This is a genomic window from Cryobacterium sp. MLB-32 (assembly GCF_000738085.1).
GTDB lineage: Bacteria > Actinomycetota > Actinomycetes > Actinomycetales > Microbacteriaceae > Cryobacterium.
The window spans coordinates 1-13,676 of the sequence record NZ_JPRS01000075.1; the positions used below are offsets into that span (position 1 = coordinate 1).

The 13,676-nt window shown below is 65.4% G+C and carries 10 protein-coding genes and 1 pseudogene; 8 read left to right on the forward strand and 3 right to left on the reverse strand.

All coding sequences use genetic code 11. The features are described 5' to 3' along the window. Nucleotides 1-259 precede the first annotated feature (259 nt). The gene (locus JF66_RS24300; RefSeq protein ID WP_051973366.1) at nt 260-958 is read left to right on the forward strand and encodes a GntR family transcriptional regulator; all 699 of its coding nucleotides are present in this window, start codon (nt 260-262) and stop codon (nt 956-958) included. On the opposite strand, the gene JF66_RS21685 is transcribed toward JF66_RS24300, so the two are convergent. Beyond that, the gene (locus JF66_RS21685; protein WP_051973367.1) at nt 948-2,699 is read right to left on the reverse strand and encodes an ABC transporter permease subunit; all 1,752 of its coding nucleotides are present in this window, start codon (nt 2,697-2,699) and stop codon (nt 948-950) included. The two genes, JF66_RS24300 and JF66_RS21685, sit on opposite strands and share 11 nt — an antisense overlap. A 238-nt stretch (nt 2,700-2,937) precedes the next feature. Here JF66_RS21685 and JF66_RS09745 point away from each other — a divergent pair. From JF66_RS09745 to JF66_RS09755, 3 genes and pseudogenes are all read left to right on the forward strand, one after another. Beyond that, nucleotides 2,938-4,607: pseudogene (locus JF66_RS09745) on the forward strand (circularly permuted type 2 ATP-grasp protein). Further along, nucleotides 4,607-5,536 carry an alpha-E domain-containing protein gene (locus tag JF66_RS09750; protein ID WP_035877422.1) on the forward strand — a complete coding sequence of 310 codons (930 nt, stop codon included), beginning with the start codon at nt 4,607-4,609 and terminating at the stop codon, nt 5,534-5,536. Before JF66_RS09745 ends, JF66_RS09750 begins: the two are co-directional and overlap by 1 nt. Next, the gene (locus JF66_RS09755; RefSeq protein ID WP_035877423.1) at nt 5,533-6,378 is read left to right on the forward strand and encodes a transglutaminase family protein; all 846 of its coding nucleotides are present in this window, start codon (nt 5,533-5,535) and stop codon (nt 6,376-6,378) included. The genes JF66_RS09750 and JF66_RS09755 overlap by 4 nt, the downstream gene beginning before the upstream one ends. Before the next feature lie 261 nt (nt 6,379-6,639). Here the strand turns inward: JF66_RS09755 and JF66_RS09760 are convergent, their stop codons facing one another. Continuing rightward, nucleotides 6,640-8,127, reverse strand: coding sequence for a helix-turn-helix domain-containing protein (locus JF66_RS09760; RefSeq protein WP_051973368.1), 1,488 nt, complete (start codon nt 8,125-8,127; stop codon nt 6,640-6,642). Between the two features lie 159 nt (nt 8,128-8,286). Between JF66_RS09760 and aceB the strand changes: the two genes are divergently transcribed. From aceB to JF66_RS09780, 4 genes are all read left to right on the forward strand, one after another. Then, complete coding sequence (aceB, locus tag JF66_RS09765) at nt 8,287-9,963, forward strand: malate synthase A (protein WP_081882287.1); 1,677 nt, start codon at nt 8,287-8,289, stop codon at nt 9,961-9,963. Nucleotides 9,964-10,217: 254 nt separating this feature from the next. Beyond that, nucleotides 10,218-10,904 (forward strand): hypothetical protein, encoded by a 687-nt coding sequence (locus tag JF66_RS09770; RefSeq protein WP_156109725.1) that lies wholly within the window; start codon nt 10,218-10,220, stop codon nt 10,902-10,904. A 99-nt stretch (nt 10,905-11,003) separates the two neighbouring features. Next, entirely contained in the window at nt 11,004-11,471 is a 468-nt protein-coding gene (locus JF66_RS21690; RefSeq protein WP_051973369.1) for a signal peptidase I, read from the forward strand. Nucleotides 11,472-11,480: 9 nt separating this feature from the next. Next, the gene (locus JF66_RS09780) at nt 11,481-12,008 is read left to right on the forward strand and encodes a GNAT family N-acetyltransferase (protein WP_035877425.1); all 528 of its coding nucleotides are present in this window, start codon (nt 11,481-11,483) and stop codon (nt 12,006-12,008) included. 21 nt (nt 12,009-12,029) lie between these two features. On the opposite strand, the gene JF66_RS09785 is transcribed toward JF66_RS09780, so the two are convergent. After that, a complete protein-coding gene (locus JF66_RS09785) occupies nt 12,030-13,439 on the reverse strand; it encodes a deoxyribodipyrimidine photo-lyase (RefSeq protein ID WP_051973370.1) in 1,410 nt (469 codons plus the stop codon). Nucleotides 13,440-13,676: the final 237 nt, after the last annotated feature.

Sequence of the window (13,676 nt, forward strand, 5' to 3'; positions counted from 1 at the left end):
TTCACGGGTGGCCATGGCGGTCCTTTCACGGGGAGTCAAGACGGCATGGGCAGTTGCGCTGTCGCGACAGCCCTGTCGACTAGGGGCAATTCGCCCTAGGCTGACGATACCGCACGGCACTGATTCGACCGAGAGTGTGGCACCTATGCATGATTGTGCACGTGCTGTCTACCCCCCTCAGGGAATTCGTTGAGTATGGCAGAGTTAGGTATCTAGCCCCGGTAGGTAACCTGGTTAGGTTTCCGAGGGGCGGCGCGCAGTGGCTGAGGTGGATGCCGCCCCGACGACGGGCGCACAGGTGGCGTTTGAGTCTTTGCGGGCCCGCATTCTGTCCGGTGAGCTTCCGGCGCACGCGACGCTGCGAGAGCAGGCGCTGGCCGAAGAGCTCGGGGTGAGCCGCACTCCGGTTCGTGAAGCGCTGCGGCGGCTCGATTCGGCGGGGCTGGTGGAGTTCATTCCCAATAGGGGTGCGACCGTGCTCGCCTGGACCGTGGAGCAGATGCGAGAAACGTACTTCATGCGTGCCGCGCTGGAGAGCCGGGCAGCGGGCCTGGCCGCTGCGCGAATCGAAGCCGCGGATCTCCAGCTCCTCGAGTTGCTGATCGTGCGGATGGACGATTTCGTGCAGGCGACCGATGACGCGGGCATTGCGGCGCTCGGTGTGCTCAACGCCCAGTTCCATCAGACCATCGTTGTGGCGTCAGGCAGCGCTCAGTTGCTGTCCCTCACCGAGTCGGTGTCGCGTGTGCCCATGATGGAGAGTCGGTTTCGGGCCAACGGCGCGGAGCACCGGGCTCGTTCCAATCACCACCATCGGGACATTCTCACCGCCCTCGCGTCCGGGGACGCCCTGTGGGCCGAAGTCGCCATGCGATCGCACATTCTGGCGGCGCGAAATATGATGTCCCGTGGCGGTGAGGTCGACAGTACGTGCGTCGATGCTTCGACTAGCGGGTAGAGTCGCCGGCCAGTAGCTCGCGCGTATACGGATGCTGCGGCGCGTCAAAGAGGTCGCTGATTGACGCATGCTCGACGATCATGCCCGCCTGCACCACGGCCACCTGGCGGCACGTCTCGGCCAGCAGCCGGACGCTGCCGGTGACGACGATGATCGTGAGCCCGCGTTCCTTCTGAAGCCGGTGCAGGAGCATGAGGATGAGGGACTCGTCGTGCGGCGCCAGTGTCGCGGCGGGCTCGTGCGCGATGAGCAGATGAGGATTGCAGGACATCGTCCCGGCAATCAACACGCGCTCGGCCATGATCGGGGTGAGATCCGCGGGCCGGAGCGCGAGAACCGCGCCCGGGTCGCTGAAGCCCACAGAGCGGAGCAATTCTCGCGACCGTGCGTTGGCGGCATCCGTCGACAGGCCCATGGTCGTGCGCAGAGGGGCACGGAGATGGCCGGCGACCGTGAACGCCGGGTCCAGGCTCGCGAGAGGATTCGCCGGCAGGTAGGCCACTCCCGTTCCCCGCAGCCTGGTGAGGGAGCGCTCGGGCATCCCGACCAGCTCGATGCCATCGAAGAGGATAGACCCACCGGAAATCGCCTGTCCGGGGCCGAGAAGCCCGGCCATCGCGAGCGCAATCTCGTGCGCCCCGGAGCAGTCGTTCCCGAGCAGGCCCACAGCCTCCCCGCGAGCGATCGTCAGCGATACCCCCGACACAATTTCCGGTGCCTCCGGCCCGGCCCCCGATCGGATGCGCAGACCCCGTATATCGAGCAGCGCTGAGGAGCGATACCAGATGGACGGCGTCGGCTCATCGGAGTCGGCGGGTTCGGCAGTAGCGTCAGGGAAACTCGGAAAAGTCCCAGAGGGTGCCACGACACGCAGCCTTCGCCGGATAGCGAGACCGAGAGCCGCCATCGAGGCCAGAGTCAGCAGCACAAGGACGATCGGCGCCCACCCTGCGACGAGGTTTTCGGCCGAGCTCTGCAGGGTGTCTCGGGCTATCGACCCCCACGGGGCGGTCCCCGGCGCAGGGGCGACAGTTGGGGGGAGATCGCGCGTCACGATCGCGTCAAAGATCAGGAGTCCGAGGGATAGGCCCAGAAAGTGCAGGATGAGCACCGCTGCTGCCGTGGGGAAAACACGTGGCAGAACGTGACGGTGGAAGACATATCTGTTGGAAAGTCCACGGCTGAGCATCGTGCGAACGCGATCGGAGTCCAACAGGCCGCCGGATGCCTGGGCGAGTTGACGGGCCAGGGCCGCGCCCAACCCCGCGGTGAGGGCAATCAGAGGAAGCGCGAGCGAGGCCAGCCATTCGGGGCCGGACTCCATGATCGGCATATACCGTGACGGGAGCGTGCTCCCCGGCGTGGACGCGATGGTGGCCACGAGCGCGAGAGTCACCCAGAGAGCGGGCACGACATATCCCCCGAGTGCCACGGCGCGCAGCGCACGCTCACGGCTGGTGCCTCGGCGGGCAGCAATCGGGGCCAAGAGGATGCCCGTCACCGCGGCCAGCGCCGTCGTCGCGAGGGAAGCGCCCACGGTCAGCGGCATCCGCTGCAGGAACCAGTCGATCGTGTCACCCCGCGGCACGAGGACGAGCGCCGCGAGAACGAGGCCGGCGACCGCGCAGACGCCCGCCACGGGAACCCAGCGGCGCTGGCTGGAACGTGCGCCCGGCGTTTCATCCTTGCGGCTGCGGCTGCGGCGAGGGACGGAGGGGATCACGGACTGTTCACGTTTCATGTTTGGGCACCGCAGTCCGGTATGGCTGCCGACGCCAATGTATGCAATATAGGGGTGAAGCTGCGCTTGCACTGGCACGAACATGCTAAAACGCCTGAGTACATAGAATCTTTGCATACAAATTGCCCCCAGAAAGGGTTGGATGGATTCGCGCTCCGGAAGCCCAGCAAAGGAACCGTGCCGGCATGCCCCTTTTGGCCGAAACGCAGCCGCAACACTCGGGCACTACGCTCGCGTCATGGTCGACCTGTTCGCTGGATATGGCAGTACCTCTTCTTCGCGTCCCCGCCGAGATGCCGCGCGCCCGTGGGACGAGATGTTCCCCGACACCTCGTCCCTTGACCGGGGCGAAGCTCGCGCGGCCTATAAAGACGTCTACAGCGCGCTCGCGCGGATGACCCAGGAAGAGTTGCGCGGGCGCGCCGACGCCTTGGCGAGCTCGTATCTGGCCCAGGGGGTCACCTTCGACTTCGCGGGTGAGGAACGACCGTTCCCGCTCGACGCCGTTCCGCGAGTGATCGAGCAACCGGAGTGGGTCACCGTTGAATCGGGGATCACGCAGCGGGTCCTGGCGCTCGAAGCCTTTCTGGAGGACATCTACGGCCCGCAGGCGGCGGTGCGAGACGGGGTGATCCCGGCCGGTCTGATCAGTTCCTCCACGCACTTTCACCGACAGGCAGCGGGAATCGTGTCGGCGAACAACGTGCGCATTCAGGTGTCCGGAATCGATCTCATCCGCGATGAAAAGGGCGCCTGGCGGGTGCTCGAAGACAACGTGCGCGTGCCGAGCGGTGTCAGCTACGTCATCTCCAACCGGCGCGTGATGGCTCAGACTCTGCCCGAGCTGTTTTCATCGATGTCGATTCGGCCCGTGGGCGACTATCCCGGCAAGCTCCTGCAGGCCTGCGCGCGGCGGCGCCGGCGTGCGGGGGAGACCCCACGATCGTGGTGCTGACGCCGGGGATCTACAACTCGGCGTATTTCGAGCACACGCTCCTGGCCCGCTTGATGGGAGTGGAGCTCGTCGAAGGGCGCGACCTGTTCTGCTCCGGCGGACACGTGTGGATGCGCACCACCGCGGGGCCGACCCGTGTCGACGTGATCTATCGCCGCGTGGACGACGAGTTCCTCGATCCGCTGCAGTTTCGTGCCGATTCGGAGCTCGGGTCGCCGGGAATCATGATGGCCGCGCGCCTCGGCAACGTGACCATCGCCAACGCCGTGGGAAACGGGGTGGCGGACGACAAGCTCGTCTACACCTACCTGCCCGACCTCATCAAGTACTACCTCGGTGAGGACGCGATCATCCCCAATGTCGACACGTGGCGCCTCGAAGATCCCGGCGCGCTCGACGAGGTGCTCGACCGGCTCGACGAACTCGTCGTGAAGCCCGTCGACGGTTCCGGCGGCAAAGGGCTCGTGGTGGGCCCCGCTGCGTCCCGGAAAGAACTGGACACGCTGCGCCGCCAACTGATCAACGATCCGCGGGGATGGATCGCCCAGCCGGTCGTTCAGCTGTCCACTATCCCCACGCTCGTCGAAGAGGGACTGCGTCCCCGGCACGCCGATCTCCGGCCCTTCGCCGTCAACGACGGAACGGACGTCTGGGTGCTCCCGGGCGGTCTCACCCGGGTTGCGCTGCCGGAGGGAGAGCTCGTCGTCAACTCCAGCCAGGGCGGCGGATCCAAGGACACCTGGGTACTCGGCACGGCGCGGGACTTCGTGGACGTGTCCGGGCGGGGGATTCCGGAGCTTGTCGCCGAGCAGGCCGCGACGACCCAGTCCATTCCCGTCATTCGAAAGCCGAGCGACCACGTGCCCGTCGATCAGGCACCGCCCGAGGGTGCGCCTGCTCGCAGCAGTCAGCCGCAAATGCAGCAACAGGGACTCGTGGAGGGGGCAGCGTAATGCTCAGTCGGATCGCAGAGAGTCTGTTTTGGATCGGGCGCTACATCGAGCGCAGCGACGGGACCGCGCGTATTCTCGATGCGCACCTGCAACTGCTTCTCGAAGACCCGTGGATTGACGAGAACACCGCCTGCCGGTCGTTGCTGCACCTGATGGGCCACGATGCGGCGACAGGGCGGCTGATCACCCGGGCGGACGTGCTCGCCACCCTCGCTCTTGACCGCATGCATCCGGGATCAATCGCGTATGCGCTCGGCGCCGCGCGGGAGAATGCCCGCCGCGCTCGCGAAATCGTGTCTACAGAGCTGTGGGAGTGCCTCAACGCCACTCACGCCCGGATGCCGCGAAAGATCGCGAGCGAAAAGACCCACGACTACTTCGCCTGGGTGCGTGAACGCGCGGCGCTCGCGGTGGGAATTGTGGAGTCGAGCGCGAGCCGCGACGAAGCGTGGTTGTTCTTCACGCTGGGCCGCAGCCTCGAGCAAGCCAACATGACCTCCCGGCTTCTCGCCACCCGGTCGCTCACCCACGCGAGCGCGCCGTCCTGGACCACCATTTTGCGATCCTGCGGTGCCTACGAATCGTATTTGCGTACCTATCGCGGTGTCTCGTCGGCCCAGAATGCGGCCGAATATCTGCTCCTCGACCGGTTGTTCCCGCGCTCCGTGGTCTACTCCATCACCCAGGCCGAGAGGTGCCTGCGCGAGATGGAACCGCGCATGGACCGTGTCGGGGTGTCGGACCGGTCGCTGCGTCTGCTCGGACGCATCCGCAGCCAGTTGGAATATAAGCCGATCACAGAGGTGCTGAGCGATTTGCCCGAACAGATGGCCATCGTGCAGCGAGCCACGAGCACTGCCTCGGAGGCCATCGCTGACCGCTACTTTCCGACCCACGCCTCCCAGTCCTGGACGGGGGAGGCATCATGAACCGCCTGCGCATCCGCCACGTCACGGGATACCGCTACGAGGGCGAGGTGGGGGCCTCATACAACGAAGCCCGCATGCTTCCCGTGAGCTCGAGCGACCAATTCGTGCTGTTCTCTCACCTCGATATTTCTCCGGTGTCCGGCCAGCACGGGTACCTGGACTACTGGGGAACCAAGGTCTCGTCATTCGAAGTTCTGACCCCCCACCGCGAGCTCTCGCTCACGGCCGTGAGCCTCGTCGAGGTACATCCGGCCCCGTGCCCGGAGGATTCGGTGCTCTGGCCGGACCTCGAGAGGGTGTCCGCGGCGACGACGGCCTCCATCGAACACTCGTGGCAGACCCTCCTCACGGAACCTTCGCCAGAGGTGGAGAAGTTGGCGGCCGAGATCGCCGCTCGGCACCTCCGGCCGACCGATGCGGCCCTTGAGATTTGCGAGGTCATCGGTGACCGCATGCAGTACATGCACGGGGTCACGGGGGTGCATTCCACGGCGAAGGAGGCCTGGGTTGACGGGCGGGGCGTGTGCCAGGACATCACCCACATCGCCCTCGGCGCCCTGCGCTCGGTCGGTATCCCCGCTCGTTATGTTTCCGGCTATCTTCACCCGAAACCGGATGCCGAGATCGGCGAGACGGTCGTGGGCGAATCCCACGCCTGGGTCGAGTGGTTCTGCGGGCAGTGGCGCGGATTCGACCCGACCAACTCCATCGACATCGGAGACTGGCACGTCGCGGTGGGCCGGGGACGCGACTACAACGACGTGGCGCCGCTCCGCGGCGTGTATGCGGGTCCCTTCGGGTCCCAGCTGTTCGTGACGGTAGAGATCACCCGCGAGCGCTGAGCTTCCGTTCGTCACGGTGGCACCGCGACTCGGCCCGGCGGAACGTCTCGCCTGGTCTCGATCGCTCGTGCCTCGCGCCTCGACCGGCGGTTTTCCTGTCCCTCAGGTCTGGACGGGCGGGTTTTTCGTCTGTCGGTTCGTTCGTCGAGGCGTGACGGATGAGCGTTCGAGCTGGTCGGGCGCTTCGCGCCACCGTGGGATAGGGAAATGCGTTGCATTTCCTGAGGAGACCCTGCTGGCCGGCCCTCAGATCTGGAATGGTTAGGCGGAAACCTTGGGGGAATGGTTCTCGAGAAACTGGTAGACCTCGGTCTGGTCGACTCCGGGGAACGTGCCGGTGGGCAGGGCAGCGAGCAGGCTTGTGGGCGTGCGGGCGGCCGGCCAGGAGTTGGCCGCCCAGCGATCGGCCAGATTGCTCGGGGGCATCCGGCAGCAGGACTCGTCGGGGCACTTCGACACCGAACGGTTGGGCGTCTCGCGGCCGCGGAACCACTTCACCTCGTTGAAGGGAACACCCACGCTCACCGAATACTCGCCCTCCTTGGCCTTCTCGATTCGGGACGTACACCAGAACGTTCCGGCCTGCATATCGGTGTATTGATAGAAGGCGCTGAACCGGTCGGCCACGTCGAAGACCGTTCGCGCGGTCCAGGTGCGGCACACGGTCGCGCCCTCGACCGCGCCGAGGGCATCGCTCGGAAACCGCACCGAGTCGTTTTCGTAGGCCTTGATGATCGTGCCGGATTCATGCACCTTCATGAAGTGCACCGGAATGTCGAGCCGCGCCGTCGCAAGGTTGGTGAACCGGTGCGCCGCGGTCTCGTAGGACACCGAGAAGGCATCGCGGAGATCCTCCATCGAGATGCGACGCAGGGTCTTCGCCTCGGTGAGCATGCGCACGGCATCGCGCTCCGGCAGCAGGATGGCGGCGGTGAGATAGTTCGTTTCCACGCGCTGCCGCAGAAAATCGGCGTAATTTTTCGGTTCGTCGTGACCGCAGAGGTGGCTGGCGAAGGCCTGCAGAATCGGTGGGCGGGAGTCCCCCGAGGCGGATCTCTCGGTGGGCAGGTAGATGCGCCCGTTGAGTTTGTCGGTGACCGAGCGGGTGGAATGTGGCAGGTCGTTCACGTAGTGCAGTGAATATCCGAGGTGCGTCGCCATGTCCGCGATGAGCTGCTGGGACACCGGGCCGCCCGAATGACCGACAGCCCCCAGCAACTCAAGGGCGAGTGCCTCGAGTTCGGGGAAGTAGTTGTCCTGCTGACGCATGATCGCGCGCAGCTCCGCGTTGGCTCGGCGCGCCTGCTCAGGGGTCGCCGCGCGCTCGCGGTGCAGACGTTCGATTTCGTTGTGCAGACTCAGGATGGTGTGCAGGGTTTCGTCGCTCTGGCCCTTTGACACCCGGATGCGGGGCAGGCCCAGGGCTTCGAAGACCGGACCGCGCTGGGCACGCTCGACCGAGATTTCGAGGGCGGCCCGCTCGGACGGGGCATCCGTCTTCAAGAGATCGTCGACGGTGGTGTCCAGAGCGGCAGCGATCGTGCGCAGCATCGAGAGGCGCGGTTCGCGCTTGCCGTTCTCGATCATCGACAGCTGCGACGGCGCACGATCGATGGCCGCGGCCAGGGTGTCGAGCGTCATGCGCTTCTCGGCACGCAGTTCACGGATGCGGCGACCCAGGGTGAGCGCATCCAGCTCAGATTTTTCTTCGATGAGCGGGGGAAGAGTGACGGTGCCGGAACTGACCATGGCTCAGTGTGGCACGAAAAAGTTTCATAAAACAGAAGAACTGCATTTATTCTCACAAACAATTCCGGTTCGGGTGCGTGCGTAGGCGAGAGAGTTATGGCGTAGGCAACCGGCATCACCACCACCCCGCAGCGCAACCATCACTTGAGGAGATTCACCATGACGACCACAATCCCTGGGACCATCGATCGCCCGGCGACAGGCGCGACCCAGGTCAAGACCAACACCGGCAGCTTCGCCACGATTCGCCCGCACCTCGAGGTCACCGGGCCGCTCGGCGACCGCTACGACGAGGTGCTCACGCCGGAGGCGCTCGAGTTCCTCGCCGAACTCCACGAACGATTCGCCGGCACCCGGCACGACCTGCTGGCCGCTCGGTTGCAGACCCGGGTGGATGCCGCGAACGGGCGGGACCCCAAATTCCTGAACGAGACCGCGCACATCCGTCAGGACACCGAGTGGACCGTCGCCGGCGCCGGTCCCGGTCTCGAGGACCGTCGCGTGGAAATCACCGGACCCACCGACCGCAAGATGGCCATCAACGCGTTGAACTCCGGTGCGAAGGTGTGGCTTGCCGACCAGGAAGACGCGACGAGCCCTACCTGGGCGAATGTGGTCGAAGGCCAGATCACCCTCATCGATGCCGTGCGTGACCAGCTCAGCTACACCAGCCCCGAGGGCAAGCAGTACACCGTGGGCGAGCAGACCCCCACGATCGTGATGCGCCCGCGCGGCTGGCACCTCGTGGAGAAGCACGTGACCTTCGTCGACCGGGCCAGCCGTCGCATGAAGGCATCGGGAAGCCTGATCGACTTCGGCCTGTATTTCTTCCACAATGCCCAGAAGCTGATCGAAAAGGGCAACGGACCGTACTTCTACCTGCCGAAGCTCGAAAGCCACAAGGAAGCTCGTCTGTGGGATGACATCTTCAGCTATTCCGAGGACCGCCTCGGAATCGAGCACGGCACCATCCGGGCCACGGTGCTCATCGAGACGATCCAGGCCGCCTTTGAGATGGACGAGATCCTCTTCGAACTGCGCGACCACTGTGCCGGACTGAACGCCGGGCGCTGGGACTACATCTTCAGCATCATCAAGACGTTCCGGGCCCGCGGTCGCCGCTTCGTCTTCCCCGACCGCAAGCAGATCACCATGACCGTGCCCTGCATGCGCGCCTACACCGAACTGCTCGTGGCGACCTGCCACCGCCGCGGCGCCTACGCCATCGGCGGCATGAGCGCGTTCATCCCGAACCGCCGCGACCCGGAGGTGACCGAGCGTGCTTTCGCGCAGGTGACGGCCGACAAGCGCCGCGAGGCGACGGACGGTTTCGACGGCACCTGGGTGGCCCACCCGGACCTGATCCCCACGGCGCAGGCCGAGTTCGACGAGGTGCTCGGCGAGAACGCCAACCAGCTCGAGCGCACGCGCCCCGAGGTTGAGGTGACCGCAGCACAGCTGCTCGACGTGGGCTCGATCGGGGGCACCATCTCCGAAGACGGAGTGCGCAGCAACCTGCTCGTCTCCCTGCGCTACATCGAGAGCTGGCTCCGTGGCGTCGGGGCCGCGGCCATCGACAATCTGATGGAAGACGCCGCCACCGCAGAGATCTCACGTTCACAGCTGTGGCAGTGGATCCACGAGAACTCGGTCACGGTGGAAGGGCGCCGCATCGATTCCGCCTGGGTTGAAGAGCTCCTCGCCGAGACCGTTGCCGGCCTCGAGCGCGCAGCCGGCGACCGCTACGACGACGCCCTGCAGGTGCTGCGCACGGCGGCGCTCGAACCCGAGTTCCCGAGCTTCCTCACCGTGGGAGCCTATGCTCGCTTCTTCTAAGGTGGTTCGCTCCGCCTGACTTCTCAAGCGCCTACATCGCTGCACGGCGGGTAGCCGACTCCACGACTCCGTGGGGCGGCTGCCCGCTTTTTCGGTTGTTCTGGGGGTAGTCACAGATCTGTCGACCCGACTTGTGGGGGGCAAAAGGGGACAGACAGTATCGTCTGTCCTTCATAGGGTTTTCATTGGGGGGATGGTGGGGATCCACACTGTCGTTCCGTTCTGCACGACTCGATTACGAGAAAAGGACGAACGTGAACAAAATGAAAAGTCGTAAGAAAATGATTTTCGGGGCCGGCGGAGTGGCTGTGGCCCTGTCAATGGCTCTCGCGGCATTGGGCCCGACCGGGGCATACTTCACCGACACTGCTCAGGGACAGGTCTCTGGCACCGTCGGCTCGATCAAGGTAGCCGGTACCGATGGGACGGGGACGGACAGCCTGGGACTGACATTCACGAACCTTCTGCCCGGCACTCCGCAGACCGTGACCTCGCGCTACACCAACACCGGCCTGAACAACCAGGATGTGTGGGTCGTCTTCAACAACCCCGAAGCCCTGCACGCGCTGAACGACCTCGGCACGTACGGCGAGTTCCACCTCGCGGCAAACGGCACCGCCCTGTTGGACTCGACCAACCTGAGCGACGGGAAGTCCAACGTGGCGGTGACGGACAACACCTGCGGACCGTTTGGTCCGAGCGCAGGGCTGTGTAACCCTCTCCTGCCGTCCTACAAGCTCGCCTCTGACATGGCGCCTGGTGTGTCCGGAAACGTGTCGTTCACCTTCGCTTACGCGGGGAAGCTCGTGAAGCAGAGTGAAGCCGGCGGCGGCACCTGGAACGCATTCCCCGTTGCGCAGAAAAACCAACCTGCCCCGACGATTGCAGGCTACGGACTCCCGTACCAGATCGTGGCCACGCAGGTCGGTCAGACGCCCTAGGTGAGTACGTCGGGAGCGGAAGCCGCCAACAGTCGTCGGCATCCGCTCCCGATTTCCGGTGAACATCGAGGGACGAGGACCGTGGCGAGGATTGTGAGAATGGTGGCGATTGTCGTCACCGTAGTGGCCCTGGTCGGGGCGCCCGTCGTTCTGATCGCCACGGGGATCTTGCCCTACCGCGCCTACGTGGTGCAGACGGGGTCGATGATCCCGACCATCCCACCCGAAAGCCTGGTGGTGGTTCAGGCCCACGAATATTCCCTGGGTCAGGTGATCACCTTTATGCGTGATGGCCATGTGGTGACCCACCGGTTTGTGGCCGTGAATGCCGACGGCGGTCTCGTGACCCGGGGAGACGCCAATGAGGCCGACGACGCAAGCGCAGTTCTTGCCGCCGACGTGATCGGTGGGGTGGTCGCGTCGCCGCCGAAGCTCGGGTTCTGGGTCGTGTACTTCCAAAACCCGCTGACCCTGGGGTCGCTCGTGCTCTGCTGCCTGAGCTTCTGGGTGGCCTTCTCCTCCGACGACGAGGAGGGACCAGAGCGAGAAGCCGTAGCCGCGGCCTAGTGTTGAGCCGTGAGCACAATACGGATCGCGACCACAGCGGATGCCCCGGCACTGGCCGAGCTGGCCGCCGCCACTTTCGAGTTGGCCTGTCCGCCGGACACCACCGTCGCCGCCATCGAAGAATTTTTACGGGACGTTCTGGGTGAGCGCAATTTCCGGGCCTACCTGGCAGACCCCGGACGCATCCTGCTCGTGGCCGACGTTGATGACACCCTGCTCGGTTACACCATGATGAATTTCGGCGGCCCGACCGACCCCGACGTGAGCGCGGCGATCGCCATCCGCCCCACCATCGAGGTGAGCAAGTGCTACGTGCGCGCCGGCAGTCATGGCGGCGGGCTTGCCGCGGCGCTGATGGCGGCGACCCTGGAGGTGGCCCGCGAACGCGGTGCCGAGGGTGCGTGGCTCGGTGTGAACCAACTCAACGCCCGCGCCATCCGTTTCTACGAAAAGCAGGGCTTCACCCGCGTGGGCAGCAAGACATTCCTCCTGGGGGGCGTGCTCGAAAACGATTACGTGCTCGAGCGCCGCCTCTGAACCACGGTCCTTTGCACCGAACTAGAGCCCCTTCGCGGCCTTCACGGTCTCGTACGCGGCCAGGGCCGCGCGTCGTGTCTCGCCGAGGTCCACGATCGGCTCGGGGTAGGCATCCGTTCCCCACTCCGGCACGTTGGCGCGCACATAGGACTGATGCGGATCGAACTTGGCGAACTGCAGCTCGGGATTGAAAATACGGAAGTAGGGTGCCGCATCCGCTCCGGAGCCGGCGACCCACTGCCAACTGGCGGGGTTGCTCGCCGGGTCGGCGTCGACGAGGGTGTCCCAGAACCACCGTTCGCCCTCGCGCCAATCGATGAGGAGGTTCTTGGTGAGAAACGACGCCGTGACCATGCGCACCCGGTTGTGCATGGTTCCCGTGCGCCACAGCTCCCGCATGCCCGCGTCGACGAGCGCAAACCCGGTGCGTCCCTGCTGCCAGGCCTCGAGAGCGTTCTGGTCGAGGGGCTGCCAGGGGAAGGCATCGAAATCGGGCTTCCAATTGTCGGTGGCGATCTGGGGGGCATGGAACAGCACGTGGTAGCTGAACTCGCGCCAGCCCAGCTCGGTGAGAAAGCGTACGGCACCCTTCGCGGCAGAGCCGGTCAGGCCCTCGCTCGCCAGTCGGGTTTCATGCCACACCTGGTACGGGCTGACTTCTCCCCAGCGCAGGTGCGGGGACAACCGCGAGGTGGCGTCTTCGGCCGGCAGGTCGCGCTCGTCGGCATAGCGACCGAGGCTCTCGTGCAGAAAATCGGCGAGCCGCTCCTGAGCGGATGCCTCACCCGGCTGCCACAGGGCCCGCAAGCCGTCGGCCCAGTCCGGCCGGGTTGGTTCGAGGTGCCACGTCGCGAGGTCGTCGGACGGAACCTCGCCTGGCCACCGCGCGAGAGAGCCGGGGGCCGGGTGCGGGGCGCGCGGTAGGGGGGCGGCAAGGCAGGCGCGCCAGAACGGGGTGAAGACGGAGTAGGGATTACCCTGGCCGGTCTGAATCGTCCACGGTTCGAAGAGCAGTGAGCCGGCGAAGCTCTGCGCCTCGGTTCCGGCGGTGCGCAACCGGGCCTTGACGCGGGTGTCGACGTCGCGTTCCGCCTGACCGTAACGCCGATTCCAATAGACAGCCGATGCCGCGGTCGCGGCGGCGAGCTCCGTGATGATGGTCTCTGCGGGGCCTCGACGAAGCACGAGCGGTACGCCCAGTCGGGCGAGAGAGGCCGTAAGAGACAGCAGGCTGTTGTGCAGCCACCAGCGGGAGGCACCGCCAAGCGGGCGCACACCGGGAGACTCCTCATCGAGTACGAACACCGCCACGACCGGGGCGCCGCGGGTCATCGCCTGGTGCAGGGCGGGGTGGTCGGCGAGGCGCAGGTCGTCGCGAAACCACACGATCGATGGTCCGGTGGTGCCGGTCTCGGTGGCTAGCTCACTCATGCGGCTCCTTCTGGTGTGACATTCAGTCTGGCGTATGGCGCTGGGAGCAACCCGCTCGGGCAGGTGGTACGTCTGGTCTCCTATCGCTTCCAGCGTGGATGACAGATATCGAAAACCGAGAATGCTTCAGGTTTTCCGACCGATACTCCCAGAAGTCCATAACTAGACGAAATTTCTACCCCTGTACTGGGGACTTTATGCGGATAGACAGGTTTGTCTGTCGTCCCTAGAGTTCTA

Bases quoted from the DNA above. Each gene is read 5' to 3' on its own strand.
- JF66_RS21685 (WP_051973367.1), bottom strand. From the start codon at position 2,699: ATGAAACGTGAACAGTCCGTGATCCCCTCCGTCCCTCGCCGCAGCCGC.
- JF66_RS09750 (WP_035877422.1), top strand. From the start codon at position 4,607: ATGCTCAGTCGGATCGCAGAGAGTCTGTTTTGGATCGGGCGCTACATC.
- JF66_RS09755 (WP_035877423.1), top strand. From the start codon at position 5,533: ATGAACCGCCTGCGCATCCGCCACGTCACGGGATACCGCTACGAGGGC.
- JF66_RS09760 (WP_051973368.1), bottom strand. From the start codon at position 8,127: ATGGTCAGTTCCGGCACCGTCACTCTTCCCCCGCTCATCGAAGAAAAA.
- aceB (WP_081882287.1), top strand. From the start codon at position 8,287: ATGACGACCACAATCCCTGGGACCATCGATCGCCCGGCGACAGGCGCG.
- JF66_RS21690 (WP_051973369.1), top strand. From the start codon at position 11,004: ATGGTGGCGATTGTCGTCACCGTAGTGGCCCTGGTCGGGGCGCCCGTC.
- JF66_RS09785 (WP_051973370.1), bottom strand. From the start codon at position 13,439: ATGAGTGAGCTAGCCACCGAGACCGGCACCACCGGACCATCGATCGTG.